General features: G+C 64.7%; 21 protein-coding genes and 1 pseudogene. 19 read left to right on the forward strand and 3 right to left on the reverse strand.

Annotated features, from left to right (window positions below; translation table 11 throughout):
• The first annotated feature begins 301 nt into the window (after positions 1 to 301).
• The 18 genes and pseudogenes from LLH00_11475 to LLH00_11560 all read left to right on the forward strand — a co-directional run bounded on the left by LLH00_11475 (position 302) and on the right by LLH00_11560 (position 22,624).
• Positions 302 to 1,591, forward strand: coding sequence for a glycosyltransferase (locus LLH00_11475; protein ID MCE5271886.1), 1,290 nt, complete (start codon positions 302 to 304; stop codon positions 1,589 to 1,591).
• A gap of 15 nt (positions 1,592 to 1,606) precedes the next feature.
• On the forward strand, positions 1,607 to 2,692 hold the full coding sequence (locus tag LLH00_11480) for a tetratricopeptide repeat protein (protein MCE5271887.1): 1,086 nt from the start codon (positions 1,607 to 1,609) through the stop codon (positions 2,690 to 2,692).
• A gap of 13 nt (positions 2,693 to 2,705) precedes the next feature.
• Positions 2,706 to 3,836: a glycosyltransferase family 4 protein gene (locus LLH00_11485; protein MCE5271888.1), complete on the forward strand. Its 1,131-nt coding sequence runs from the start codon at positions 2,706 to 2,708 to the stop codon at positions 3,834 to 3,836.
• Positions 3,833 to 4,507: a glycosyltransferase family 2 protein gene (locus LLH00_11490; protein ID MCE5271889.1), complete on the forward strand. Its 675-nt coding sequence runs from the start codon at positions 3,833 to 3,835 to the stop codon at positions 4,505 to 4,507. Before LLH00_11485 ends, LLH00_11490 begins: the two co-directional genes overlap by 4 nt.
• A 64-nt stretch (positions 4,508 to 4,571) precedes the next feature.
• Positions 4,572 to 6,476 (forward strand): asparagine synthase (glutamine-hydrolyzing), encoded by a 1,905-nt coding sequence (asnB, locus tag LLH00_11495; protein ID MCE5271890.1) that lies wholly within the window; start codon positions 4,572 to 4,574, stop codon positions 6,474 to 6,476.
• Entirely contained in the window at positions 6,473 to 7,678 is a 1,206-nt protein-coding gene (locus LLH00_11500; GenBank protein ID MCE5271891.1) for a glycosyltransferase family 4 protein, read from the forward strand. Before asnB ends, LLH00_11500 begins: the two co-directional genes overlap by 4 nt.
• Before the next feature lie 22 nt (positions 7,679 to 7,700).
• Positions 7,701 to 8,885, forward strand: a complete 1,185-nt coding sequence (locus tag LLH00_11505) for a glycosyltransferase family 4 protein (protein ID MCE5271892.1) — start codon at positions 7,701 to 7,703, stop codon at positions 8,883 to 8,885.
• Positions 8,882 to 10,732, forward strand: coding sequence for a DUF4330 domain-containing protein (locus tag LLH00_11510; GenBank protein ID MCE5271893.1), 1,851 nt, complete (start codon positions 8,882 to 8,884; stop codon positions 10,730 to 10,732). Before LLH00_11505 ends, LLH00_11510 begins: the two co-directional genes overlap by 4 nt.
• A gap of 1 nt (position 10,733) precedes the next feature.
• Entirely contained in the window at positions 10,734 to 11,396 is a 663-nt protein-coding gene (locus LLH00_11515) for a hypothetical protein (GenBank protein MCE5271894.1), read from the forward strand.
• Between the two features lie 49 nt (positions 11,397 to 11,445).
• Positions 11,446 to 13,332, forward strand: a complete 1,887-nt coding sequence (locus LLH00_11520; protein ID MCE5271895.1) for a YdcF family protein — start codon at positions 11,446 to 11,448, stop codon at positions 13,330 to 13,332.
• 126 nt (positions 13,333 to 13,458) lie between these two features.
• Positions 13,459 to 14,412, forward strand: coding sequence for an SDR family oxidoreductase (locus LLH00_11525; protein MCE5271896.1), 954 nt, complete (start codon positions 13,459 to 13,461; stop codon positions 14,410 to 14,412).
• Positions 14,402 to 15,619, forward strand: coding sequence for a glycosyltransferase family 4 protein (locus LLH00_11530; protein ID MCE5271897.1), 1,218 nt, complete (start codon positions 14,402 to 14,404; stop codon positions 15,617 to 15,619). The genes LLH00_11525 and LLH00_11530 overlap by 11 nt, the downstream gene beginning before the upstream one ends.
• Positions 15,620 to 15,691: 72 nt before the next feature.
• Positions 15,692 to 16,684, forward strand: coding sequence for a GDP-mannose 4,6-dehydratase (locus LLH00_11535; protein ID MCE5271898.1), 993 nt, complete (start codon positions 15,692 to 15,694; stop codon positions 16,682 to 16,684).
• 148 nt (positions 16,685 to 16,832) lie between these two features.
• Positions 16,833 to 18,044 (forward strand): undecaprenyl/decaprenyl-phosphate alpha-N-acetylglucosaminyl 1-phosphate transferase, encoded by a 1,212-nt coding sequence (locus LLH00_11540; GenBank protein MCE5271899.1) that lies wholly within the window; start codon positions 16,833 to 16,835, stop codon positions 18,042 to 18,044.
• A 113-nt stretch (positions 18,045 to 18,157) separates the two neighbouring features.
• Complete coding sequence (locus LLH00_11545; GenBank protein ID MCE5271900.1) at positions 18,158 to 19,414, forward strand: NYN domain-containing protein; 1,257 nt, start codon at positions 18,158 to 18,160, stop codon at positions 19,412 to 19,414.
• On the forward strand, positions 19,414 to 19,836 hold the full coding sequence (locus LLH00_11550) for a hypothetical protein (protein MCE5271901.1): 423 nt from the start codon (positions 19,414 to 19,416) through the stop codon (positions 19,834 to 19,836). The genes LLH00_11545 and LLH00_11550 overlap by 1 nt, the downstream gene beginning before the upstream one ends.
• 69 nt (positions 19,837 to 19,905) lie before the next feature.
• Positions 19,906 to 21,135 carry a hypothetical protein gene (locus LLH00_11555; GenBank protein ID MCE5271902.1) on the forward strand — a complete coding sequence of 410 codons (1,230 nt, stop codon included), beginning with the start codon at positions 19,906 to 19,908 and terminating at the stop codon, positions 21,133 to 21,135.
• Positions 21,136 to 21,174: 39 nt separating this feature from the next.
• Positions 21,175 to 22,624 (forward strand): annotated as a pseudogene (locus LLH00_11560) (TrkH family potassium uptake protein).
• A gap of 211 nt (positions 22,625 to 22,835) precedes the next feature.
• Here the strand turns inward: LLH00_11560 and LLH00_11565 are convergent.
• On the reverse strand, positions 22,836 to 23,462 hold the full coding sequence (locus tag LLH00_11565; protein ID MCE5271903.1) for a Maf family protein: 627 nt from the start codon (positions 23,460 to 23,462) through the stop codon (positions 22,836 to 22,838).
• A gap of 37 nt (positions 23,463 to 23,499) precedes the next feature.
• Positions 23,500 to 23,937: a D-tyrosyl-tRNA(Tyr) deacylase gene (dtd, locus tag LLH00_11570; GenBank protein ID MCE5271904.1), complete on the reverse strand. Its 438-nt coding sequence runs from the start codon at positions 23,935 to 23,937 to the stop codon at positions 23,500 to 23,502.
• Positions 23,938 to 24,070: 133 nt separating this feature from the next.
• Here dtd and LLH00_11575 point away from each other — a divergent pair, with 133 nt between their 5' ends.
• Positions 24,071 to 24,502 carry an archease gene (locus LLH00_11575; protein MCE5271905.1) on the forward strand — a complete coding sequence of 144 codons (432 nt, stop codon included), beginning with the start codon at positions 24,071 to 24,073 and terminating at the stop codon, positions 24,500 to 24,502.
• A 5-nt stretch (positions 24,503 to 24,507) separates the two neighbouring features.
• Here LLH00_11575 and LLH00_11580 read toward each other — a convergent pair whose 3' ends face one another.
• Positions 24,508 to 26,538, reverse strand: a complete 2,031-nt coding sequence (locus tag LLH00_11580) for a DUF2264 domain-containing protein (protein ID MCE5271906.1) — start codon at positions 26,536 to 26,538, stop codon at positions 24,508 to 24,510.
• Positions 26,539 to 26,583: the final 45 nt, after the last annotated feature.

The following is a 26,583-nucleotide window of genomic DNA, read 5'->3' on the forward strand; positions in this document are numbered from 1 at the left end:
GCCGCGCATGTCTGAGCCTCCCGCCGGGGCAGCGTGAAATTGTACATGAAACGCTGAAGCCCAGGCAAAGTTGGAGTGCGGCGGCGATTGCGCGTCAAGCGCCGCCCGGCACGATGGAGCGGAATCGCCGCTCCGTAGACAGTTAAGGTTGAAAATGTTATGTGGTGCGGACGAGTTCGCGGCCCCCTATGGCTTTGCTGCTTTCGCCGAAACGAAAGCAGGAAAAAGTTTCCGGGCCATGCATATCACCTGAAAGCTCAGCATGGTACAAAACTCCGCCGACAGGTGGAAAAGGCGACTGATGCCCAGAGTGCTCTACCTGATCGCGCTGGAGAACGTGCTCGATAACGCGATCTTCGAAAACCAGGTCCGCCGGATGCTGGCCGCAGTACACCGCGCCGGGGGGGCCAGGGTGACCCTGCTCGTGCTGCTGCCCTGGCTGGAGGTCACGCGACGGGGAGTGTACAGCAATTTCCGGCGTCACCGTGAGGCCCTGGCTGCGCTGAAAGAATCCCTGGCCGCCGATGGCATAGAGCTGGTGCTGCGGCGCTCGTTCGTGCCCTCGGCCTTTTTCAACATGCGCACTCGGCTGCTGCGCTGGTTTGTCCTGTCCAGCCTGCCCGCGTTCCTGGCTCAGGTGCGGCGGACCCGGCCGGATATTGTGCACTGCCGCTACTACTACGCCGCACGCCTGGCCCTGGCCGCGAGGAAAATGAGCGGGGTCGCCTATAAAGTCATTTTCGACCTGCGCACCCTTCTGCCGGAGCAGGGGCTGGTCAACGGCCAGTGGAGCGAGCAGAGCGGGCCTTTCAAGGCCTGGAAGGCCCTGGAGCGGCGGATGCTGCATGCGGCCGACCGCGTGGTCTCGGTCTCGCCGGCCATGACCGCGCACGTGTGCGGCGAGAACCCCGGGCTCACGGTCGAAACGATCCCCAATTTCGTGGACCTGGAACGGTTCCGCCCGGATGAGGGCCTGCGCAATTCACTGCGCACCGAGCTGGGGATCGGGGGGCGTTGCGTGCTGGTGTTCTGCGGCACCCTGGGCGGGCGCTACCCGGCCGCGCGGATCGCCGAGTGCGTGGGGGTGTTTTTCTCTATTTTCGGGCCGGACAGTTTTTTCCTGCTCCTGAGCCCCTCGGATGACAAGCGTATCGCCCCGCTGGCGCTCTCGCTGCAGGAGTCCGGGCTGCACCGAGGCCTGGACTGGGAGTGCGTCGGGGTGAACACGGAGTCGGTGCCGCGCTATCTCAACGCTGCGGACTGGTCGCTGCTGGCCCTGGCCGATTTCAGGACCAGCGAGACATTCCTGCCGCTCAAATTCTCGGAATACCTGGCCCTGGGCCTGCCGATACTGGTCCATCCGGCCAACACCGAGCTGGTGCGCCTGACCGCCGAGCTTGGCGTGGGTGAGGCGCTGGAGGCCACCCGCGACCCGGAGGAGCTTCATCGCAGCCTGGAGCGCCGTCGTGACAGCCTGCGCGCCGCCTGCCTGCGCACGGCGCGCGAGGGTTTCGGCCTGAGCGCGTTCGCCGAGCGCTACAGCGCAATCTATGGCGAACTGGCAAACCACGCTCCGGCCAAGGCAGAGTAGACAAGGGGGCCACGGATGCGAAAAAAAACGGCTGTCCTGATCGCGGTTCCACTGGCGTTAGCCTTGGGCCTCTATTGCCTGCCTTTCGCCAGCCTGCTCGGACCGGCCGGTCCGCGGGACTATGTTTACAGAACGTTCATGTACTCGCGGATAGCCGGACAGGCTGTCGGCGATGAGCAGTCGCCCCGGCTCAAAACCGAGAGGGTTTTAAGCTTCATCCGCTGCAACGAGTTCTATACCGACATGCCCGCGCTGGATGCCACCCCGCTGAATGACATGCTTTTGGGGCACGCGGCCTGCGACCAGCAATCCAACGCCCTGGCGCTGCTGCTTTTTTTCGAGGGAATCGAGGGCTCGATGCTGTTGCTGCGGGGCAATGATTCGATCTCCCATCACACGGTGGCCCAGGTGAAACTGAACGGGCGGCTGAGCGTTTTCGACCCGCTGTACGGCATATTGTACCGGGATACGGCCGGGAACATCGCCGACTTCGAGTCGATCCAGGCCGGTGACCCGCGTTACCTGACACACATCCGGATAACGTACGACGGGCAAAACGCCATCGTTCGGTACACGAACCTTTTCGACAAAAAATTCCCGCCTTTCGCCTGGTCACCGCCTAAGAGCAAGATGACCGGAGCGCGCCGGACGTTCGCCGCTGTGGTGGGGTTCAGCCGACGGCTGTTCGGGGCGTTCCAGTTCAACCCGTACCAGGATTTGTTCCTGAACAGAGTCCATCATCTGGCCCAGGAGAAATTCGATCTGGACAAACCGGATGAAGCCCTCTATTTCAAGGCGCGGAATTACCAACTGGCCGGCCGATACGCCAAAGCCGTCGCTTTGTACAAAAAACTGCTGCAGGATTACCCGGACAGCCCCTGGGCGGAACGCTCCAGCCTGTTCCTGGCCGCCGGGCTGATGCGGCAGGGTCGCTGGGAACAGGCTTTGACACAACTTGAATCTCCGGCCCTGGACAATATGCGGAGCGCCGCCTGGAAACGGGTGCGGGAATATTACCTCGGGTGGTGCCGGTTCCGTCTGTCCAGCGGCCCTCCGCCCCCGAGTGAGGCGGATATAACGCCGGAAGCGTACTATTTCTGAGCCGACCGAAGCCATGAGGGTCTTTTTCCTGACAGAGGGCACACGCACCTCGCCGGCCAGCCGGATCCGGGTCTACAATCACCTGGAGCGCCTGGCCGGGCGGACGGATTTCGAGGCGCGCGCGGTCAGTTTCACCGGCGAGGCCGCCTGCCGCGCCCTTGTGGATGGGAAAAAGCCGTGCCCGCCGCTCAGGGCCGCGGAAAAGCTCCGTCAACTGGCCGCCTGGAGCAGCCTGCGCGGCGCGGCGCGGCGCTCGGACGTGCTTTTTGTCCAGCGGGTGCTGCCCCCGGCCGGGACAATCGCTCGTCTGGCCAGGCTGAAAACGCCGCTGGTTTACGATTTCGACGATGCGGTCTACCTGGGCCGCGCCGAACGCGAGATGCGTTTCCGGGCCGTGATTCGCGCCGCGGCCAGCGTGATCGCCGTGAGCCGGTTCGCCGCGGATGAGGCGATCCGCCGCGGGGCTGCCCCGGAGCGGGTGACAGTGATCCCCAGCCCGGTGGACTGCGCTGCGGTCGCCCGACGGCCAGCGGGTGGCACAGGGGAATCGTCATTTACCGTGGGCTGGATCGGCTCGCCCGCCACCACCTCCTACCTGGAGGCGGTCTGGCCCGAGCTGGCCGCTTTCGCCGCTGATTGCCCGCGGGCGCGGTTCCTGTTCGTGGGCGCGCGGCCGTTCGACACAGGGACGCTGAAAGAACGGGTGCGGTTCGAGACCTGGTCCGAAGAGAAAAACCGCACGCTGCCTGCGCAGATGGACGCCGGGATCATGCCCCTGCCCGATGACCCCTGGTGCCGAGGTAAGGGTGGGTATAAACTTATACAGTACATGTCTGCGGGCGTAGCCTGCCTGGCCAGCCCGGTGGGTGCGAACCTGGAGGTGGTCGAGGATGGTGTGTGCGGGTTTTTCGCCGCGCAAAGCGGCGACTGGCGCCGCCACCTGGCCCGCCTGGCCGACAACCCCGCGCTTTGCGACAGCCTGGGCGCGGCGGGACGGCAACGCGCCGAAACGGTCTACGATTACGCAGTGACAAGCGGACAATTCCTTTCGGCCCTGCAGCAGGCCGCCGCGTGCGGCCGCACGCCGGATACCTCAACAGGCGGTGTCACGCCGGGACAGAGCCCGGCCGTGGAGCGGAAATGAAACTGTCGGTGATAATCCCGGTCTTCAACGAGCGTGGCACCATCGAACAGGTGATCGACGAGGTCAGCGCGGTGCCGCTGGAAAAAGAGATCATCGTGGTGGACGACGGCTCCACGGACGGGACGGTGGAGGCGATCCGCCGCAAGCAGGATATGATCACACGCGTGCACCTGTCGCCGGTCAATTTCGGCAAAGGTGCCGCGATCCGGATCGGTCTGACCTATGTCACGGGCGAGGTGATCGTGATCCAGGACGCCGACACGGAGCTCGACCCGCGCGAGTACAGCCGTCTGCTCGAAAAAATCTCGGCCGGGGCGGATGTGGTCTACGGCTCGCGTTTCCTGGGCGAGAACCGGAACATCCGCCTGATCTCCCGTCTGGCCAACCGCTTCCTCACCCTGTTGACCAACCTGCTCTACGGCTGCCGTCTGACCGACATGGAGACCGCCTACAAGATGTTCCGCCGCGAGGTGGCCGCGCGTCTCCGCCTGCGCTGCATCGGGTTCGAGGTGGAGCCGGAGATTACGTCCCAGTTTCTGAAAAACGGCTACCGGATCGAGGAGGCGCCGATCTCGTACAACCCACGCACCACGGACGAGGGCAAGAAAATCGGCTGGCGCGACGGGGTGCGGGCGATCTATTACCTTTTCCTCTACCGGTTCTTCCGTTGAGGCCCGTTCCGGCGCAAGGCCGGACAATTAAAGCTGGAGGTGAGCGGTGTGCGGCATTGCCGGAGTGATAGACAGCCGGGGAAGGCCGGTGGAGCAGACGCTCCTCAAGGCCATCGCCGACCGGATGGTGCACCGCGGGCCGGATGACGACGGCTACTACCGCAACGGGCGCGCCGAGGGCCAGGACACGGGCTCACCCGTGTCGGCGGGCCTGGCGTTCCGCCGCCTGAGCATAATCGACCTGTCCGGCGGCCACCAGCCCCTGGCCAACGAGGACGGCTCGCTGCACCTGGTGTTCAACGGCGAAATCTACAATTTCCAGGAGCTGCGCCCCCAGCTCGAGGCCCTGGGCCACAGTTTCGCCACCGTGTCGGACGGCGAGGCGATCCTGCACCTGTACGAAAGCTACGGCCCGCAGGGGACTGTCGAGCGCCTGCGCGGCATGTTCGCTTTCGCCCTCTGGGACGAGCGCAAGGGCGTGGCTTTCCTGGCCCGTGACCGGGTGGGCAAAAAACCCCTGGTGTTCCACGAGCAGGACGGGCGGCTGTGTTTCGCCTCCGAGCTGGCCGCCCTTCTCGAAGACAGCCGGATCGGGCGCGAGATCGACTGGAACGCAATCTACCATTACCTGACTTTCATGTGCGTGCCCGCGCCGCTGACCGCCCTGCACGGGGTGCGCAAGCTCCCTCCCGCCCACTACCTGCTGTACCGGGACGGCGAGGCAACGCTGCACCGCTACTGGGACCTCCAGTACGGCCCCAAGTTGAAAGTGAGCCGCGCGGAGGCCTGCGAGCAGATACGCGAGCTGTTCCTGGAGGCCGTGCGCCTGCGCCTGATTTCGGACGTGCCCCTGGGCGCTTTCCTCTCGGGCGGGATCGACTCCAGCGCCGTGGTGGCGGCGATGAGCCGCGCCGGCGGCGGCACGGTGCGCACGTTCTCCATCGGGTTCGAGGAAAAGAAGTTCAACGAGCTGCCGTTCGCCCGGATCGTGGCCCACTATTACGGCACCGAGCACCACGTGTTCACCGTGCGGCCCAACGCACTGGAGGTGCTGCCCGCGCTGGTGGAGCACTACGGTGAGCCGTACGCCGACAGCAGCGCGATCCCAACCTATTACCTTTCGAAGATGACCCGCGACTATGTCACCGTGGCGCTCAACGGGGACGGCGGGGACGAATCATTCTCCGGCTACCAGCGTCACTGGGCCAACCGCGTGGCCGGACGGATCTGGTCGCTGCCGCCGTCACTGCGCGCGGGCCTGATCCGGCCGCTTCTGGCACTGCCGGGCGGCAGGAACTATCACAGCCTTTTCAACCGGGTCCGGCGGTTCGCCACCGCCACCGGCCTGCCCCCAGCCGAACGCTACACCCGCTGGGTGGGGTTCTTCGACGAGGCGGACAAGCACGACTTGCTGAGCCCGGCTCTGCGCGCCACGGTGGGCGAGCTGAACTCGGCGCACCAGTTCGAGGCCCTGTTCAGCGGCCAGGAGGGCCTGGATGACGTGGACGCCGCGCTGCGGACGGATGTCAATTTCTACCTGCCCAACGACCTGCTGGTCAAGGTGGATATCGCCACCATGGCCGTGTCGCTGGAGGGGCGCAGCCCGTTCCTCGACCACAGGCTGATGGAATACGCCGCCCGGCTGCCCTCCGACTACAAGGTGCGCGGCCGCGGCCTCAAGTCGATCCTCAAGGAGGCCATGGCCCCCTGGCTGCCGGACCGGATACTGACCAAGCCCAAGTGGGGCTTCGCCGTGCCCATCGGGGCCTGGTTCCGCGGCGAGATGCGCGATTTCCTGCGCGACCACCTGCTCGGGCCCACCGCCGCTAAGCGCGGGTTTTTCGACCCCGCCGCGGTGGAGCGCCTGGTGGCGGCCCACCTGCGCGAGGAGCGCGACCTGGGCCACCACCTTTGGATACTGCTTATGTTCGAGCTCTGGCAGCGGGCCTTTGTCGACGGGCGGCGATGAACCACCGGGTGCTGTACCTCACGTATGACGGGCTGCTGGACCCGCTGGGACAGTCCCAGGTGCAGCCCTACCTGCGCTGGCTGGGCCGCGCCGGGGTGCGTATCCGGGTGCTCAGTTTCGAAAAGCCCGAACGCCTGGACCCCCAGGCTGTCGCGTGCACTCGCAGGGAGCTGGCCGCCTGCGGCGTGGTCTGGACCGCCCTGCGCTACCACAGCCGTCCGGCCGCCCCGGCCACGGCCTGGGATATCCTGCGCGGGGTGAGCGTGGGCCTCTGGCTCGCCCTGTGCCTGCGTGCAAACATAGTACACGCAAGAAGTTACATCGCCGCGCTGATCGCCCTGCCGTTGTGCGCGTTCCCGCGAAGGCGGTTCGTGTTCGACATGCGCGGTTTCTGGGCGGATGAGAAAGTGGAGGGCGGCGCCTGGCGCGCCGGCGGCGCGATGTACCGTCTGTTCAAGCGCCTGGAGCGCGTGTTCCTGAGCCGCGCGGATGCGGTGGTGGTGTTGAGCGAGCGCGGGGCCGCGCTCGTGCGGGCCCGGCTGCCCGGGCGGAGCGGTTTGACAGTGGCGGTGATCCCCACCTGCGCCGACCTGGAGCTGTTCCGGCCGGCCGAGCCACCCGCCCCGTCGGTTGCGGAACGACGAGGCCTGCGCCTGGTCTACCTGGGCAGCCTGGGCACCTGGTACCTTCCGGTCGAGATGCTGCGCTTTTTCGGCGCGCTGCTGGAGCAATATCCGGAAAGCGAGTTCCGGTTCATCTCCGGCTCGCCGGAAGCAGAGCTGCGGGCGGCGGTGGAAGAATCCGGCCTGGCCCCGGAGGCGGCGGCGCGGGTCACGCTCGGGCCCCTGCCCCGGAAGGACGTGCCCGCCGCGCTGGCCCGTGCGGATTTTTCGATTTTCTTCATCCGGCCCAGCTTTTCCAAGCAGGCCTCCTGCGCCACCAAGTTCGGCGAGTCGATGGCCTGCGGTGTGCCGGTGCTGATAAATTCAGGGATCGGCGACCATGACACCCACGTGACCGAGGGCCGGGTCGGGCTGGTGCTGGAGGATTTCAGCCAGGCCTCTTTCCAGCGGGCGCTGGAACGTATCCCCGCGCTCCTGGCCGACCCCGGCCTGCGACTGCGCTGCCGGGCGCTGGCCGAGAGCCGTTTTTCGCTGGAGCATGCCGGACAGGCTTACGTGGAGCTGTATGCCAAACCCTGAAGCTGGAGGGCCGCGCCGCAGGATGAAAGTGCTCTTTCTGGTGCCATATCCGCCACAGGGGGCGAGCAACCGTTTCCGGGTCAACCAGTTTGTCCCCCGGCTCGAGGCGGCCGGCCTGTGCTGCCGGATCCGGCCGTTCTACAGCGAGCGCCTCTGGCGTATCCTGTACCGTCGTGGGCACGTGGCAACCAAGCTGTTCCACGTGCTGTTCTGCGCGTTCAACCGCTGCCTGGACCTGTTCCGGGCCCTGGGCAGCGACCTGGTGCTGATCCACCGCGAGGCGTTCCCGGTGGGCCCGGCCTGGTTCGAGCGCCTGCTGCGTCTGACAGGACGGCGGTATGTCTACGATTTCGACGACGCCCTGTTCCTGCCCAACGTGGCCGATTCGAACCGTCTGTTCGGCCGGCTGAAATGCCCGGGCAAGGTGGCCTCGATCGTGCGTCTGTCCAGTATCGTCCTGGCCGGCAACGAGTACCTGGCCGAATATGCCCGCCGCGCCGGGGCGTGCACGGTCCATGTCGCGCCCACGGTGGTCGACACCGGGGTGTTCCGGCCGCGGGAGACCGGAGCGGAGCGGCAAGGTCCGCTCGTGATCGGCTGGATTGGCAGCCCCACCACCGTGCGCTACCTGGAGCCGCTGCGCCCGCTCATGCGGAGTCTTCTGGCGCGCTATCCCGGCCGGGTCGAGTTCCGGGTGGTCGGGGCGAGCCTGCCCGGCGAGCCGCTGCCCGGCCTGAGCTGCCGTCCCTGGAGCCTGGAGAGCGAGGTCCGGGATTTGCAGGAGTTCGATATCGGACTCATGCCCATGCCGGAGGATGAATGGACCCGCGGCAAGTGCGCGTTCAAGGCCATCGAGTACATGTCGGTGGGCATCCCGGCGGTCTGCAGCCCGGTGGGGATGAACCTGAGCCTGATCGAGGACGGGGTGGACGGGTTCCTGCCGCAGGACCCAATGCAGTGGGAGACGACCCTGGCCCGCCTGATCGAGGACCCCGAGTTGCGCGGACGGATCGGCGGCCGCGCCCGGGCCAAAGTGGAACGATTCTACAGCGTGGAGCGCGTGTTCCCGCTGCTTCTCGATACGCTGCTCGAGGCCGCCGGCGCAGTCTGCCGGGAACCAGGCGCCCGGGCGGCTCAGCCTTTCCGTGGTGGGCGGACCGACCCGTCCTGCCCCAACCGGAACGACTCCACAGGAGCGGATGAATGATTATCGACGAAAAAGGCCGTCTCTTCGGGCTGATCAATGTATTCGACCTGTGTGTCCTGGTGACCCTGCTGTTGATGATATACCTGGGTGTCTCGGCCCTGATCGCCGTGCGCCAGACCCCGATCGAGATAGTCTCGGTCACGCCGGACAATGCCCTGGCCGGGCAGAACCCCGAGATCGACGTGCAGATCAACAACACGAAATATATCAAGAGCTGCCAGGTAAGGCTGGTTCCGGTGGATTTCCAGGGGGAGACATACCAGTATGAAGGCCAGCTTCATCTTGCGGCCAGGGACCATATCTATTTCATGCTGTCACCCAAGATGGCGCCGGGCAAATATCGCGTGGAGCTGGAACTGATAGTCCAGGATAATTTCAGGAGGAACTCGGTCGTCCTGGCCCAGCCGGAGGATAAAATACTGACTCTGACCAGGCCTGAGATGGCTGATGTGAGCAAGCAATACTGGCAGATCGAGGCCGAGGCGCTGGTTCCGGTTTCTGCCGCCTCGAGGCTCAAGCCCCAGGCCGAGTACCGTGATTCCAGCGACCAGTTCAGCGTGCAGGTGGAACGGCTGGTTCCGGTAAGCCCGGCGGAAGCGAAAAGATTGATCGTCAATTACCAGCTCCGCGGCGGGGTCTCTCTGGCCAGTCTGAAGTTTTATGTTCCTTTCTCGTGGCTGGGTGATTTTCAGCGCTATCTGACACCTGGAAGCCGGATCGTGCTCGAAACGCCGGCAGGGGAGGTCGCAGTCTGGATGACCGGGCAAGGTGAGCTGAAACCCGAGCTCCCGCAGGACAAATTGTTCTGGATTCTGGATCTCATGCTGCTCGTGCATTCACCTGAACAGCGCGCCGTGATCAAGGCCGGGGCGAGCCAGAACGACGACAAGGGCCAGGTGCTGGCCGAGGTGCAGCAGGTGCTGGGAGAGGAGCCCACAGCCTGGATTGCCCCCAGCGCCGCCGCCGGCCCGCCGCCCAGCAACCTCCGGGTCCGCGTGAAACTGCTGTGCGACCTGAGGCAAGGCCGCCTGAGCTGGTGCGGCCAGCCGCTGGAGCCCAAGTCGATCCTGCGGTTCGAGTTCGGGGGACAGGAACTCTTCGGCAACCTGCTCGGGCAGGAAACCATCGGAGACAAGGTCAGCCTCAACATCCTGTTTCCTGTTGTCGAAGAACGTTTTTCCGATAACCTGCAACCGGGTGTGATCTTGCTCGATCCCACCAGCCGCGAGCAGGTGGGACAGATAACCGCGGTTCTCGACCGGGCCCCGGTTGAGGTATCGACAGCCGGTTTCGGTGACGCGGATGTCTCCACAGAAATAGGCAAGCATTACCTGCGGGTCCTGGCCCGCGCCGATCTGTTCTATCAGATGCGGGGTGTCAATCTGTATGTGGGCGAACAGACCCTCGGTCCGAATGCAAATCTTTCATTCGGAGTGTTTTCCGAGACACTCCCAGCCAAGGTCTGGCAGTACGAGACCTTTGATCCGCCCCAGCAGGCGTCTGTCAGATCGGTCTGGATCACAGCCCGGGCCCAGTTTGGTCCGGTAGATCCGAACGTGGCCGCCCTGGTGAAACCCGGACTAAAAGACACAAACGATTCGTTGAACGTTGATCTGGAGCTGGAAAAAGTGCTGAGCGACGAGCCGGTGAAAGTCATGTTTGTCGGACAGAACGGCATATCCTATTTCGATAATCCGGCTTTACGCAACCTGATCTGCAATATCCGCCTGAAAGCGGAGGTAAACGGCGATCTGTATTATTTCCGTGGAGCCCGGCTGATTATCGGCTCTCCGATCACTTTTCAGTCTGTCAAGTTCAATCTGTCCGGGAGAGTTGAGGACTTTTAGGATGATCGTCGAGCACTCCTACAGCCGCCGCTGCTGGCAAGCCGCGGAAAGCGGGAGCCTTGCCGTACGGATGTGGCGCTGGAGCGTCCGGCTGCCGGGACAGATCGCCCGCGGCAGCCGTTTGCTGTGTTTCCTTCGGAGGCATCTGTGGGTGGAGGACCACCTGGCACAGGACCGTGCCCCACTGATCGCCCTGATGAACGGTTCCAAAGGGATCGAACTGCTGGTCAATGCAGCCCGAAGCCTGTCCGGCCGGGTGTTCCGCCTGGCGCAGGGAGACATCCGGGCTTTCAGGAATTCCAGGCTTCACAGGCTTCTGGCCGGAGAGAACGGCCTCCCGGCACACTTGCCCGCGGCCCGTTTCTTTGTCTTGTTTCTGGTGTTGTTCAGCCTGATGCGTTTTGCCTCGAGCGCTCTCGGACCCGGTATTTCAGCGCTGGCGCCCTGGACCGCCGGTCCGTCGGTCGGGGCGCTGGCCGCGGTCCTGATCGCTGTCCATCAGGGAGGGTTCCGGCGGCGAGGCGGGCTGATCTGGACTATCGGCGCGACATTCAGCTGGTGTAGACGCGTTGTCTGCTCTCTTTTAAAACGGGCCCGGCGAATCCTTTGCCGGGTGGTCTTCGAGCGGGGCAACCCTCCGGTCGAGGGCGGGCCGGGCGAATGACACTCCCCTGTCCGCGTGACGGGTCACCCAGAGGATGACGGTTGAGAGCATGCTACACGATGAGGACATAATCTGTTTCTCCTCGATCGACTGGGATTTCAACTGGCAGGGCCACCAGCAGATCATGCACTCGCTGGCCGCGGCCGGTAACCGGGTGCTGTTCGTGGAGAACACTGGGGTGCGCGCGCCCCGTCTGGGCGACTACAACCGCCTCGTGTCCCGTCTGCGCAACTGGCGGAGCGGTTACAAGGGCATCCGCCAGGTGGAGGAAAACCTGTTCGTATTCAGCCCGTTGCTGCTGCCGTTTCCCTATTCCCGGGCGGCACGCTGGCTGAACCGGGTGCTGATGCTGCGCGTGATCCGTTCCTGGTGCCGCTCGGTGCGTTTCTCCCGGCCGCTGGTCTGGTCGTTCCTGCCCAGCGCCCTGACCCGCGAGGTGACCGAGGCCCTGGAGCCGCGCCTCGTGGTCTATTACTGCATCGACAGTTTCGCCGACAGCTCATCCGCGGCCACCCGCATCCGGGGGCCGGAACAGGAGATGCTCCGCCGCGCCGACCTGGTTTTCGTGACCAGCGAGAAGCTGCGCGAGCACTGCAGCGAGCACAACGCCCAGGTGCACAAGTTCCCGTTCACCGTGGACTACGAGCCGTTCGCCCGCGTGCGCGATGACAGCGCGGCCCCGGAGCCGGAGGACATGCGCGGCCTGGAGGGGCCCATCCTCGGATATGTGGGCGGCCTTCACCGCTGGGTGGACCAGGAGCTCCTGGTCGGGCTGGCCCGGCTCATGCCGGAATGCCATCTGGTGCTGGTAGGCCCGGAACAGGAGCCGGCCGACAGGCTGCGCGCCGAGCCGAACATTCACCTGCTGGGCGGTAAGCCGCACTCCGAGCTGCCTCTGTACCTGAAACGTTTCACGGTCGGCCTGGTGCCGTACCTGCGCACTGCCTATACGGACAATGTCTATCCGACCAAGCTGAACGAATACCTGGCCATGGGTCTGCCGGTGCTTTCGACCCCGATCCGGGAGGCCGGGCTTTTCGCGCGCGAGAACCCGGGAATGCTCGATCTTTGCCCGGACGCCGAAAGCATGGCCCGCGCGGTGCGCGAGCGCCTGGCTGTCCTGGACACGGAGCAGGAGTCGGCCGCGCGGCTGCGCCGTCACGAGCTGGCGCGTCTCAACGCCTGGCCGGAACGGATCGAGAGGATGTGCGACCTGATCGGGGAGCGTCTGGCCGAACTGCGCACCAACTCCGGCCAGGGCTGGCGGCAGAACCTGCGCACTCTGCTCGGCGCCGCGAGACGGCGGCTGGTGGTGGCCGCCTCACTGCTGCTGCTCATCTACGCCACCCTGTATCTGTCTCCGCTGGTCTACTGGCTGGGACGGCCGCTGTCGCATGCCGACCCTGCGGTGTGTTCGGATGTGATCCTGGTGTTCGGCGGAGGGGTGGGCGAGACCGGCCGCCCAGGCAGCTCCACTTTCGAGCGCGCCGCGGCGGCGGTCGAGATGTACCACCGGGGGCTGGCTCCCAGGATAGTCTTTTCCAGTGGCTACCAGCAGTACACCGGCCGGGATGTGGAGAACATGCTCCGCATCTCCGTGGCCGACAGTGTCCCGATGCAGGATATAATTCTGGAAACCTCATCAGCCAACAACTACGGTAACGTGGCAGGCTGCCTGGCCCTGATGGACTCGCTGGGTTGCCGCAGCGCCCTGGTGGTCACCGGGACAGTGAACGGGCTGCGCTCACGGCTGATCTTCGACCATTTGCTGCGCGGGCAGGCTTTCGGCGGCATCCGTCCGGACAGCATCCGGCTGGCCCCGATCCGGCAATCGGTGTTTTTCGACCCGGTTAACGGCGATCGCGGCGAGCAATGGCAGGCCGTGCTGCACGAATACCAGGCCCTGGTCTGGTACTGGTGGAAAGACTGGATTTAAGGGCTGTTTTGTCTTGCGGGTTGACTCTTTCAGGTTGTGGCTGTTATCTTTGGCCGTTCGGATGCCGCTGTCCAACCGACCGAGCCCGATTCCGCCGAACTTCTGTCAGTCGTGGAGAGATGCCAGATGGAATGTCTGATTACCGGAGGAGCTGGATTCATCGGTAGCAACCTGGCCCGTTTTCTTCTCGGGCAGGGCTGCCGGGTGCACATTCTGGATGACCTGTCGACCGGCAGGCAGGAGAACCTGAGCCGGATTCAGTCCGAGGTGGATTTCATTCGGGGCGATATCCGGGATCTGGACACCGTGCGCAAAGCCATGCAGGGTTGCGAGCTCGTGTTCCATCTGGCCGCCCTGCCCTCGGTTCCGCGCTCGATCGCCGACCCCGAGACCAGCCACTCGGTCAATGTCAACGGGACGCTGAACGTGCTGCTGGCCGCCCGTGACGCCTCGGTGCGGCGGGTGATGCTCGCCTCCTCCAGCTCGGTCTACGGCGACCAGAAAGAGCTGCCTCGGGTGGAGACCCAGCCGCCGCGGCCGCTGTCGCCCTACGCGGTGAGCAAGCTCACCGGCGAGTACTACGCCCGCTCGTTCTCGGTAGTCTACGGCCTGGACACGGTGTCGCTGCGCTATTTCAACGTGTTCGGCCCGCACCAGGACCCGGACTCGCCCTATGCCGCGGTCATCCCGCGTTTCATGGAAGCCCTGTCCCAGGGTGTCTCCCCGGTTATTTACGGGGATGGCAGCCAGAGCCGTGATTTCACGTTCGTGGAAAATGTCTGCCGGATCAACTGGCTGGCGGCCACCGCAGCCGAACCCCTGGCCGGCGAGGTTTTCAATGTCGGCTGCGGACATAGTTTCACCCTGCTTGAGATCCTCGACCGTCTGGCCCTGATCCTGGGGGCCGAACAGGTGAAACCGTTTTTCGAGGCCCCGCGCTCCGGGGATGTCAAGCATTCGCTGGCCGATATCGGCAAGGCCCGCCGGATCCTGGGCTACGCCCCGGAACCCGACCTTACCGCCGAATTGCGCCTGACCTGCGAATGGTTCGGCCGCTCGAGGGATGGGAATGGAAGGTGACAGCCGCACCAAAGTTATGCGTATCATCGCTCGGATGAATATCGGCGGTCCGGCCCTGCACTGCATCATTCTCACCAGCGAGCTCGATCCCGAGCGTTACCGCTCCCTGCTGGTGACCGGCAAGGAATCTCCAGCCGAGGGCAACATGTACGGCCTGGCCCATGAAAAGGGCGTGGAGCCGGTCATCATCGAGGCGCTGGGCCGCGAGATTTTCCTGAAAGACGACCTGCGGGCGCTGGTCCGCCTGGTGCGCCTGATCCACCAGGAAAAACCGGACATTATCCACACGCATACCGCCAAGGCCGGCACCCTCGGCCGTCTGGCGGCAAAATTGACCAACGTGCCCATCATCATCCATACCTTTCACGGACACGTGTTTCACAGCTATTTCGGGTTTGTCAAGACCAGTTTTTTCTTGTGGATGGAAAAACTGCTGGCTAAATTTACCGATGCAATAATCACTGTGGGCGAGCAACAGAGAAGGGAAATAATAAATTACCGGATCGCGCCGCCGGAAAAAATCATCTCGGTTCCCCTGGGCCTCAACCTCGAGCGTTTCATTGATCTGACAATCGATCCCTCGGTCCTGCGCTCCGAGCTGGGCCTCGAGCCGGACACGTTTCTTGTCGGAATAGTGGCGCGTCTCGTGCCGATAAAAAACCACGCCTGTTTTCTCAAAGCCGCCCGCCTGGTGCTGGAACGCAACGACAAAGCCCGGTTCGTGGTTGTGGGGGATGGGGAGTTGCGCGCCGAGCTCGAACGTGAGGCCCGGGATTTGCATATAGAATCCCGGGTCATCTTTATGGGTTTCCAGCACAACCTCGAAAAGATTTACGCCGGACTGGACATTGTCACGCTCAGCTCTTTCAACGAGGGGCTGCCCGTAGCCCTGATCGAGGCGATGGCGGCCGGCAAGCCGGTGATCTCGACCGATGTGGGCGGAGTGCGTGACCTGATCCTGGACGGGCACAACGGGCTGCTCGTGCCGAGCAACGACCACAAGGCACTGGCCGAGGCAATCGTCTACCTGCTGCGCAAGCCGGAGCGGCGGGCCATGATGGGCCAGGCCGGCAAGAAAAAGGCTTACCCGGATTTCGACAAGAAACGGCTGGTCGGCGACATCGACCGCCTCTACCGTCAGCTCCTGGACAGGCTCCGGCCGGACGGGGTGAAAAGCGGACGCGGTCTCTCGACGGCGCAGGCCTGAAAAGACACGGCGCCGCCGGACAGAGAATCCGGGCGGGCCGGGGGTTGTCTCCATTCAAGAAAGGAAATGTAAATGAGAGCGCTGATCACCGGAGGGGCCGGTTTCATCGGCTCGCACCTGAGCGAGAAACTGCTGGAGCTGGGTTACCGGGTCACCATCATCGATGACCTTTCCACCGGGAGAATGGAGAACATCAACCATCTGACCGGGCACAGCAATTTCAATTTCGCCATCGAGAACATCCTCAACGAGACGGTGATGGACCGGCTGGTCTGCGAGTGCGACCTGATTTTCCACCTGGCCGCCTCGGTGGGTGTGGAGCTTATCATCAGCCGGCCGGTCGAGGTGATCCAGACCAATATCCTGGGCACCGAGATGGTGCTCAAGATCGCCAACCGCTACAAGAAAAAGACCATCATCACCTCGACCAGCGAAATCTACGGCAAGAGCGACAAAGTGCCGTTCCGGGAAGAGGACGACAGCCTGATGGGCCCGACCACCAAGAACCGCTGGTCCTACGCCTGCTCCAAGGCGGTGGATGAGTTCCTGGCCCTGGCCTACTGGCAGGAGAAGCGTCTCCCCGTGGTGGTGGCCCGCCTGTTCAACACCGTGGGGCCGCGCCAGACCGGGCGCTACGGGATGGTGATCCCGCGGTTCGTGGCCCGGGCGCTCAAGGGCGAGGATATCCCGGTCTACGGCGACGGGATGCAGAGCCGCTGTTTCACCTATGTCGCCGACACGGTGGAGTTCCTGGTGCGCCTGTCCCGCGACAGCGCGGCCCACGGCCAGATCTTCAACGTCGGCAACAACAAGGAGATCACGATAGTCGACCTGGCGCGCAAGGTGAAAGAGCTGAGCGGCTCGGCCTCCAAAATAGTGACCATCCCCTACGACCAGGCCTACATCGCCGGGTTCGAGGACATGCGCCGACGGGTGCCCGATATCTCCAAGGTGACCGCTTTCACCGGCTACAGCCCGCAGTACGATCTGGACACGGTCCTGAGCCGGGTGATCGAATATGTCAGGGAAGTCGGCCCGGACACCCTGTTGAAACCACGCGGCTGAGCGGGCCGGGCTTGCCGGACCTCGGGCCAGGGATGAGCCGCGCGCGGGGTGACGGACAATCTGAGGCAGCAGCCGGACAGAGAGCGGCAGGACAACCGTTGGGGCCTCGACGGCTGCTCTGCCGTTTAGGCCGAGGCTTTCGCACGGTATGGAAAACACCAGTCTCAAAATCCTCGTAAAAGCCCTGCTCAGCCTGACCGGCGCGAGCTTTCTTTCCTATTTGCTGATAGTATTCTTCAGGCGCCTGGCCCTGCGCACCGGGGCGCTGGACAAGCCCCGCAGCGACCGTTTCCACAACCAGGCCGTGCCGCTGCTGGGTGGCAACGCGATCTATCTGGCGTTCCTGAGCGGACTGGCCGGGCTGGGCCTGATCGGACTGGACACCTGGCTGATCCTGGTGCTGGGGCTCGGCCTGATGCTATACGGTCTTTTCTATCAGCGCCAGCGCCTGGGTCTTTACTTCGCCGCGGCCGTGCTCTGGTCCTCCCTTCTCGGCATCCTTTCCGCCGAAAGCAGCGAGAACCAGGTGCTGGGCCTTCTGCTGGGAGGAACGATCCTGGTCTACGTGGGCAACGTGGACGATGTCTCCGGCGGCGTGATCCCGCATGTCAAGCTTCTCGGCCAGGCCATCGCCGGGTTTTTCCTCATCTATTTCGGCATCCGCATCTCCTTCTTCATCGACCTGGGCTACGAGTGGGGCCTGCCCTGGCTCGCCTACCTGGCCTACCCGGTGACCCTGTTCTGGATCATCGGCATGACCAACGCCTTCAACCTGATCGACAACATGAACGGCCTGTCCTGCGGGGTGGCGGTGATCAGCAGCCTGTTTTTCGGCCTGATGTCGTTCGTCAACGGCCAGCCGGCCCTGGGCTTCATCTTTTTTATCTTCATGGGCGCCGGGCTGGGTTACCTGCCGCACAATTTTCCACGGGCCAAGATTTTCATGGGCGACTCGGGCAGCCTTTTTATCGGCTTCGTCATCGCCAGCCTCTCCATCGTGGGCAGCTGGAGCCGTCCCGAGGGCTGGATGACCACCAACCTGCGCCTGTCGCTGGTGATCCCGATCCTGGTGCTGATCTACCCGATTTTCGACACCACGCTGGTCACGGTGACCCGCATCCTGCGCCACCGCCCGATCTCCCTGGGCGGCAAGGACCACAGCAGCCACCGTCTGGTCAAGATGGGGCTCGGACCGGCGGATGCCGTGCTGCTGATCTACAGTTTCTGCAGTTTCGCCGGCTTCTGCGCCCTGTTCCTGACCATGATCGGCTACGACCAGGCCCTGCTGATGCTGGCGTTCCTGGTGCTTTTCATCCTGCTGGTCGGCCTGCGCCTGGGGAGGATCGACGTGGGAGAATAACCCACCCCCCCTTTTCATTTCCCTGTTTTTTCCTTACACTTAATTTGTACTATTTTACCGGTTAAACCGTACCGTCACATTTCCAATCATTGCGGAAAGGTATACTGTTTAAAATGAACGCTCCCAACACCGATCCTGTTGAACAAACAACCGGAATCCCGACAAACGACCAGCTCACCCTTATCCTCGAAAACCTGTTCGAACGTCAGCGCCTGATGGAACTGGCCCACCGCTGCAGCACGCGGGACGATACAGTGGACCTGCGCCAGGCCCGCACGCACGAACTGATCGAAATCCTTCTCAAGGCCTGGGAGGTCGGCCCGCGGCGCAGTTACTCCAGCGTCTGGGGCGCGGTGGACATGGAACTGGCCGGGCGGCTCAAGGGCTACCTCGGCCTGGGTGAGAACAAGCTGCGCGAGATGCTCGCCGCCCTGCAGGGTGAGGGCGCGTTAGACCGCAAGACCTCGGCCTCCCTGCTCTGGGTGCTGTTGCACGAGCGCCACGAGCAATTGCTGGCCGAGTACGAGTCGATCCTCAGCTACCGCTACCGCGACACCGGCAGCGTGTTCATGCCCAAGAGCCTGTACGTGAGCAAGATCGCCGAGTTGAACGACCAGATCGAGCGCATCGGCCGCGAACTGAAAGGCCTGGTGATCCTGCAGACCCAAGAGATCGAGAAAATGAGCCGGCGGCTGGAGGAGATGGAAAAGAAGCGTGAGGGCGGGCTGGTGCCGGGCCGCAGCGAGTCCCTGGAGCGCCGCTTCCAGAATGTCGCCCGCAACGAGGTGCGGGTGGGTGTGTTCGTGGACGTGCAGAACATGTTCTACGCGGCCAAGAAAATCAACGGGGCGCGTCTGGACTACGAGAGCATGCTGGACGCCATTGTCAGCGGGCGGCGGCTGATCAAGGCCCTGGCCTACATCGTGGAATCCGCCGATATCGACCAGTCCGGGTTCATCAGCGTGCTGGAGAAAAAGGGCTACCAGGTGCGGCGCAAGGAGCTCAAGAGCTTCTTCGACGGCACGGCCAAGGGCGACTGGGACATGGGCATCGCCATCGACATCATCGAGATGGCGGCGTTCCTGGACGTGGTGGCCCTGGTCAGCGGGGACGGCGACTTTGTCTCCCTGGTGCGCCTGGTCAAAAAGATCGGCCCCAAGGTGGAGTTGTACGCTTTCGGCCACAACCTGAGCAGCGAGCTGCGCGAAACCGCCGACCAGTTCATCGAGCTGGGGCCCGACCTCCTTCTCAAGAACCACCACCAGACCAACCATACGGCAGACCGTCAGGAGCAGAACGGCCGCGCCGCCGCCACCACCACCACTGAACAGCCCCCGGCGCCCGAGCGCGACGCCTCCGGCGGTCAGTGATGAAGGCCATCATCAGCTCGCTGGTGGCGCGCAACCTGGGTGCGGCCAAGACCATCGCCCAGATCAAACGCATCGAGTACCTGGGCCTGGCCAGCCGGAACGGCCTGGATGCCGCGGTCAGCCCGCACCTGAGCACGGTCAACGCGATCCTGACCGCCACCAAAAGCGAGCGCCTGCTGGCTCTGGCCACCCTGCGCGGCCTGAGCGTGCAGATCATGGAGGTGGCGATCCGGGATGACCTTCCCCTGGTGGGGGCGCCGCTCAAGGCCGCCGACCTTCCCGCCCCCTGCATCGTGGGCGCCGTGGTGCGCGGCGAGCGCGTGTTCATCCCGCACGGCGAGGACAGCCTTGCCCCCGGCGACAGAGTCATTATCTTCACCCTCGCGGTCCATGCCCAGAAAATCAGCCGGTTCTTCCTCTGATCCATCGAGCCGGTCAGCTCATTCCGTCATTCTTTCACACTGTCAGCTCCATCCGGGGGTTCACGCGCCATGCGCCTTACCGCCGCTGTCCCGGCCCTCAACCTGATTCTCTGCCTGCTGTCAAGCGGGGCAACGCAGGCCGCGCAACCCTCGACCGAGGAAATCCCGGCCGCGATGCTCCACCGCGCGCCGCCGCTGCCCGCGCCCTCAGGCGAGGTGGTGCGGGTTACGGATGAGAAAGCCCTGCAGGCCGCGGTCGACAGCCTGAAAAACGGGCAGACAATCCTGCTCGCGCCGGGCGTGTATCGCCTGAGCCGCACCCTGACTTTCGCCGGGCACGACAGCGTGACCTTGCGCGGGGCCAGCGGCGGGCGGGAGGATGTGGTCCTGCGGGGCGAGGGCTTCCCGGCGCGCGGGCAGAAAATCGGCAGCCTGATCCAGGCCTACGACTGCCGGGGACTCACGGTCGCCGACCTCACCCTCACCGGGGCCTGGTGGCACCTGATCCACGTGGCCGGTGAGCGCGGAGCGGTGGGCGCGCTTATCCACAACGTGCATTTCGTTGACAGCAAGGAGCAGTTGTTCAAGGTGAACCCCGGCTATCACCCCACGGTTTTTCCGGACAGCGGCACGGTGGAGTTCTGCCGCTTCGAGTTCACCGGCCGCGCGTCCCAGCGCTACACCGCCGGGGTGGATATCCTGGGCGCGGCCGGCTGGCGCGTGCACGACTGCGATTTCATCCGTATCCGCGGCCCCCAGCCCGACAGCCTGTGCGACGCCGCGGTGATGTTCTGGCAGCAGTGCCGCGACGTTACTGTGGAGCGCTGCTTTTTCTACGAGTGCGATTTCGGTATCTGGATCGGCCTGGATGAGGGTTACAAGGCGGGCAAACGCGAGCCGGGCACGGCTTTCGACATAATCGGGGCGGTGGTGCGCGACAACGTGATCTTCCGCCGGCAGTCCGGTGACACCGGGATCAGTCTGCATCACGCCAAAGATTTCGAGGTGAGCCACAACACGATAATCCTGAACGGCACTTACCCCTGCTGCGTGGAGTACCGTTTTGCCGGCACGCAGGGCCGCCTGAGCGGCAACCTGAGCGATGGCCCGCTCTGCGCCCGCGACAGCGCCGCGGCCGAACTGGAGGACAACGTGGACAGCGCCGGCCCTGACTGGTTCGTGGACCCGGCCGACGGCGACCTGCGCCTGACCACCACAGGTATGTCCGCGCTGCGGCGCTCCGGGCAGGGCGCCCCGGCCGGGGCCCGGCTCGGCGGGCCCAGCTCCGCGGACCCCTGAACCCACTGACTCACCCACCCCCGACCGGGCAGGAAAACGATGAAGCTGCGGGTTGTCCTTCAGGTGATCGGCCTGTTGCAGGTGTTCGTCGGACTGAGCCTGGTTCTGCCCCTGGGTGTGGGACTGTTATTCGGCGAGCCGGCCGCGGCGGACCTGGCCTGGTCCATGCTCCTGACCCTGGGTTTCGGCTGGGCGCTCTGGTATTTCAACCGGGGCCAGGGCGAGATACGGGTGCGCGAGGGTTTCGGCATCGTCACCCTGGGCTGGCTGGTCACCGCGGCCACAGGCACTCTGCCGTTTCTTCTCTCCGGAGCGATCCCCTCTTTCCAGGATGCCTGTTTCGAGGTCCTGAGCGGCTACACCACCACCGGGGCCTCGATCCTGACCGATGTGGAGGCCCTGCCGCAATGCCTTCTGTTCTGGCACAGCCAAACCCAGTGGCTGGGCGGCATGGGGGTCATCGTGCTCTCCATCGCGATCCTGCCGTTCCTGGGCGTGGGCGGGATGCAGCTATTCAAGGCCGAGGTGCCCGGCCCAATCCCCGACCGCCTGAAGCCCCGAATTTCCCAGACCGCCGGCCTGCTCTGGATGGTCTATGTCCTCTTGACCGGCCCTGCAGGTGCTGCTGCTGATGCTGGGCGGCGTGGACCTGCTGGATGCGGTGAACCACGCATTCGCCACCATGGCCACGGGGGGCTTTTCCACCCATAACCTCTCGGTGGGCCATTTCCAGAGCGCCTATGTCCACTACGTGATGGCTGCGTTCATGTTCCTGGCCGGGGTGAATTTCTCGCTCCACTACCGCTGCCTGACCGGCGGCGACCCGCGGGTCTACTGGCGCGACCGCGAGTGGGTGTTCTACGTGCTGATCCTGGGCGGGGCGACAGCCGCGATATACCTGGACAACGCCCTTTCGCTGGCGGAGTTCGGCGAGGTGGCGTTTCGGGAGAGCCCGTTCCAGGTGATCTCGATCACCACCACCACCGGGTTTGCCACGGCGTATTTCGACGCCTGGCGGCCGCTGTCGCGCATGCTGCTGATGGCCCTGATGTTCGTGGGCGGTTGCGCGGGGTCCACCGGAGGCGGGATGAAAGTGATCCGCCTGCTGATGATCCTCAAGGCGGGCAAGGTGGAGATGAAAAAACTCCTGCACCCGCGGGCGGTGTTCCTGGTCAAGGTCAAAAAGATCACCGTGCGGCCTGAGGTGATGCTCAACGTGCTGGGGTTTTTCACCCTCTACATCGCCATTTTCATTTTCAGCTCGTTTGTCATGAGCCTGCTGGGCCTGGACATGGTGACCGCCGCCAGCAGCGTGGCCGCCACGCTGGGCAATATCGGCCCCGGCCTGGGCGCGGTGGGTCCGAGGCTCAACTACTCCACAGTCCCCGCGCTGGTCAAGTGGGTCCTCAGCCTGTGCATGCTGTTCGGGCGGCTGGAGATCTACACGGTGATCCTGCTGCTGTTGCCCGAGTTCTGGAAGAAATACTGAGCGGTCAACCCCTTTTGGATTAATCCCCCCTGGCCCCCCTTTGGAAAAGGGGGGAGCGAATGCCACACACCCCGTCGGCTACGCCGCCACCCCTCTTTTTAGAGGGGAGCAAAAGCACCGCACCCCATCCACCCGCGAAAAACCAGCCGACGTAGGGGCACGCTGCAGCGTGCCCAATACCTACATTTCTATTCCCCTTCCCGCGCCTCTCTCAGCCGCGCCAGAGCGGCGGCCCGAACGGGTATTCCACCCCGCGCTCCTCCAGCAGACGGATCAACCTTGTCAGCGGCAGGCCCATCACGTTGAAATAGCAGCCCTGCACGCTCTCCACCAGCGTGGCACCGTAGCCCTGGATACCGTAGGCCCCGGCCTTGTCCATCGGCTCGCCGGTCGCCACGTAGCGCTCGATTTCCAGATTCGTCAGGCTGCGGAACCGCACCCGCGTGACCTCGCAGGCGCTTGTGGGCGGAGCGCCCTCCGGCCCGGCCAGGGCGATCCCGGTGTACACCAGGTGCTCGGTCCCGGCCAGCGAGGCCACCATGCGGCAAGCCCCCTCGAAATCCTTCGGCTTGCCCAGGATCACCCCGCCGTGGTAGACAATCGTGTCCGCGCCCAGGACCAGGGCCCCGGGGCGCCCGGCGGCCACGGCCACAGCCTTGCGCTCGGCCAGGACTGTCACGTGGGCCGCGGGTTCGCTCGGCGTGTCGTGCTCCTCATCCGCGTGCGAGGGGCAGACCGTGTGCGGGATGCCCACCAGGCGCAGCAGTTCGGTGCGGCGCGGCGAGGCGCTGGCCAGGATCAGGCGCACTGTCCGCCCGTCATTTATCTTTTCGGTCATGGTTGCCTTTTTTGAGAGATGTTGGAGCCGGGAGGGCTCACTTTTCGAGGATCAGGGTCACCGGGCCGTCGTTGACCAGCTCCACCTGCATCATCGCGCCGAAGCGGCCGGTGGCCACGCTCGCGCCTTGCGCCCGCAACTCATCCATGAACCGCTCGAACAGCGGCTCGCTCAGCTCGGGACGCCCGGCCTCGATGAACGAGGGCCGCCGTCCCTTGCGGCAGTCGCCGTAGAGCGTGAACTGGCTGATCACCAGCAGGGCCCCGCCCACCTCGAGCAGCGAGCGGTTCATCTTGTCGTCATCGTCGCGGAACACCCTGAGGCCCACGATCCGGTTGGCCATCCAGGCCAGGTCCCCGGGCGACTCGTCGCCTTTCATGGCGACAAGGAGCATCAATCCCGGGCCAATCTCGCCCGTGACCTGCCCCTCCACCGTGACCGAGGCCCGGCTGACCCGCTGCGCCACCACGCGCATCTTGTCCTTCTCTGTGCGAAGTGATAAGTTGAGAACAGTTTCCGTGCAGTCCGGAGGCGTAATTTGCCACCGCGCCGCCCGCCTGTCAATACTGTCAGGGTGCGGAAAGGTGGCGAGAGCGAGGGAGAGACGCTTGGCTGGAAGACCGGGATACGAGACATTCGAGCACACGGCCGACCTGGGCCTGTACCTCTGGGGCTGCGACCTGAACGAGTTGTTCCGGGTGGGGGCCACGGCGATGCTGGAGATTCTGGCCGAGCCGGGCGCGGCCAAGCCGCTGCAGAGCCGTCGCCTGGAGCTGGCCGCCGAAAGCACGGAGGCGCTCCTCCGCGCCTGGCTGGCCGAGATTCTTTACTACCTGAACACGGAGCGCTGGCTGGCCGCCCGGGTTACGATAAACTCGTTCAGCCCCACGGCCCTGAGCGCCACGCTGGAGGGCGAGCCGCTGGACCTGGCCCGTCACTGCCTGGGCCCGGAGGTGAAAGCTGTCACTTGGCACCGCCTGAAAATCGAGCCGGATGAGAGCGCGCCCTGGCTGCGCGCCACGGTGGTACTGGATATCTGAGCCGTTCAGCTCTCCAGCCCGGCGAAAGCCAGCACCTCGGGCGGCATGTCGGCCGAGCGGGCGAGAAGGCTCTCCAGGCTCTCGGGCTTGGGGCTGGCATACAGGGCCGCCACCAGGACCGTGTCCCCCGGCGCGATCCGCGCGCTCACCGCGGCCTGAGCGGCCCGCGGGTAGAAACTGTTCAGGTCCTCGCGCCCCTCGAACCCGCCCAGGGCGACATGCTCGTTGAACCCGAACGCGGCCCGCGCGAATACAACCTTGCCCTCCTTGTTACGCGCCCACTCCCAGACCTGGCCGCTCTGGGTCTCGGCAGCCTCCTCCAACTCCAGGCCCAGGGAGTAGGTGTGCTCGGCCGCGCTCAGGTAGCCGCGCCCGCCCGCATAGTGCACCCGGTGGGCGCGCCACTCCAGCTCGCCCTCCAGCCAGAGCAGGCTCTCAACACTAAGCTTGGCCTCGCCCGCCTCGCAGCTCCAGCTCCAGCGCAGGCCCTTGCCCCCGGCCAGCACCTCGCCCGTGAAACCGCTCTGACGGCGCCCATAGGCCCCCGCCTCGCCGCTGAAAGTGAGCATGCAGTCCGGGGCCACGCGCTCCCCAACCATGCCGACATTCCAGGGGAAATGCGAGGACCAGCCGAAATTGTAGTACTTGTTCTCGTAGTGCTGGTCGCAGCGGGCGGCCCAGAGACGCACCTGGCCCGACTCCCGGCTGCCGTCAAGAAGAAGCCCGGCCGGGGCGATCTCACGCCGGAAATCCCCCTGCTCCACCGGCAGCGGCGCCTCGGGTGCGCTCCAGAACGGGTCATCCGGCCCCAGGCTCATGGCATAGAACGCCTGCATGCCCCAGTAGGGGTGGCCGTGGTTGATATAGCTTTCGCAGATGTCGTGATTGGAATGCGGGGTGAGGCTTTCGCGCAGCTTGCCGTTTTCGCTGTCCCAGGCCCCGGCCTCCCAGAGGAAAGCCAGGTTCCGGTTGCAGATACGCCGCAGCAGCCCTGTCGATAGAGGCCAGAGGCCCAGGCCGTGGGCCAGGGTGAGCGGGGTGAGCACGGCCCAGCGGTAGGCCAGCGAGCGCCCCATGAGCACATGGCTGCCGTTGCCGCCGAAAAAGTACGGGGTGCTCTCCAGGAACTGGGCCAGGCGTTCACGGTAGCGCGCGCGAATGTCCGGGAACCTCTCTCCCACCAGGGCATCCAGGTACAGGCTGTGCGAGGCGAAAACCCAGAAATTGTAGTAGTCGTAGGCCTCGCCGTGGCTGCTGTCGCTGTACCAGCCCGCGCCGCGGTACATGCTGTCGATAGCCGCCAGGTCCTCGCGCATCGGGGCCTCATCCCCGGAGAACTCGCTCCAGCGCTCGCTCAGGGCGATCCGCGCCGCCTGGTTGACCGCGCTGAACAGGGCCCAGTTGTTCGTGCGGGTGGGCACCACGGTGCAACTGGCCAGCCAGTTATGGATGTTTTTCCGTTGGGACAGGCTGAACCGCTCCAGCACTTTGTCCCGGGCCAGCCAGAGGCTCCAGGCCACAATGGAGCTTTCCACCTGGCGCTGGTTCCAGTCCTTGGTGGAGGGGTACTCCCAGAAATCCTTACTCGTGGGGTCGGTGGCCGCGCCGAGCGCCCGGACAAACACCTCCTCCAACTCCCATCTTTTCCCCTCCACCTCCAGAGAGGCCCCGCCCTGGGGCGCGACAATCCGGGCGGCCAGGGCCGGCAGCATGCGGGTGACCGAGTCGCAGGTGAGCCCGCGCGCGGTGACAAAATTGTTCAGGTGCGTGCCCTGGGGGTACTCGCAGACCGCGAAGGTGTCGCTGGTCTTGAGGGCATTGGAGATAAACCCGCGGGTGATTGTCTCGAACACGCCGTTCCAGTAGTCGTAGCCCAGGCCGGAGGGGGCGAACGCGGCTGCGGCCGTGCTGTCGGCCGGGACAGGCGGGACAGAGGCGCCGCCGGGTGCGCCGCGCCCGCAGGCCAGAAAACCCAGCGCACCGCCGGCGGTGGCGCCCAGGAACTCGCGTCGATTCATATCGGTTCGGGCTGTCATCGAGGGCTCTCTGAACATTTTTTAAAGAAATATTGTCCTTTCGGT

It is taken from the genome of bacterium, assembly GCA_021372515.1.
GTDB lineage: Bacteria > Gemmatimonadota > Glassbacteria > GWA2-58-10 > GWA2-58-10 > JAJFUG01.